General features: G+C 62.5%; 1 protein-coding gene. It reads left to right on the top strand.

Annotated features, from left to right (window positions below; translation table 11 throughout):
• Window positions 1-179: 179 nt before the first annotated feature.
• Window positions 180-849: hypothetical protein (locus ABWQ00_RS16175; protein WP_353239685.1), on the top strand; the 670-nt coding region annotated here is incomplete at its 3' end.

Raw genomic sequence — 849 nt, 5'->3', positions numbered from 1 at the left:
CGTCATGGAGCATGAGACGGGTTGCCTGCCCTTGTCCAAGAGCGGCCAGGACTATTGGGGCAAGCGCAGTGACAGACTCTTCAAGACATACGTGCAGTTGGTCCCAGACGAAAAGACAGGCACAGTTCGATAACTTGATCAAGGACTGCCCGCTCTCGTCCAGCATCCGTGGAGATCCGATGGGCCTCGTCCTCTACCACTACGACGTCAAGCAGTCCGGGGAGCCCCAGACCCGTGCAGACCTCAAGATCGCTCCGCTCCGGGACGCCATCTACCACCGCCTTGTCCGTGTTGTCCTGAATGCGCGGGCACCCGCCGGCCACACCGCCGCTCTGCGGGCCGGCGAGGTTGCGCTCGTCTTGGATGGCGGCCGCAAGGGGAACGCGGCAAAACTGTTGGCCCCATGGAAAGAGGGCACGAGCAAGGATGCTAAGAAGAAGCACGCCGGCGAGGACGATGAGGATGACGATGGCGCCGAGGCCGACGACGACCAGGACGAGGATGGTGCCCCCGGCTTCGTCAGCTCCATCCTCCAGCTCGCCTACACGGAGGAGTCCTTGACCGCGCGACGCGCGAAGATCCGCGGTGGCACGGGCAGCATCCACCAGATCGAATGGTGCCACATGCTATCACATGCACGGCTCTCTCTGCCGGAACGCCGCCGGCTTCACTACGATGGCAGCACGAGCGGAGACTTGATCACCGGCATCCAATGCCCTGACATCTCCAAGGAGTGGCACTGCGCATGGCGGGACGAGAAGTTGATATTTGGCCAGACAAACTTGATCCCCGTGGGCGGCAAAAACCAGGGGTTGGAGGGCGATGCGCACGCCGTGTCGCCGAATACTG

This window comes from Limnohabitans sp. (genome assembly GCF_040400975.1).
In the GTDB taxonomy this organism is placed as follows: Bacteria; Pseudomonadota; Gammaproteobacteria; order Burkholderiales; family Burkholderiaceae_C; genus Limnohabitans_A.
This window is presented reverse-complemented; position numbering and strand designations above follow the sequence as displayed.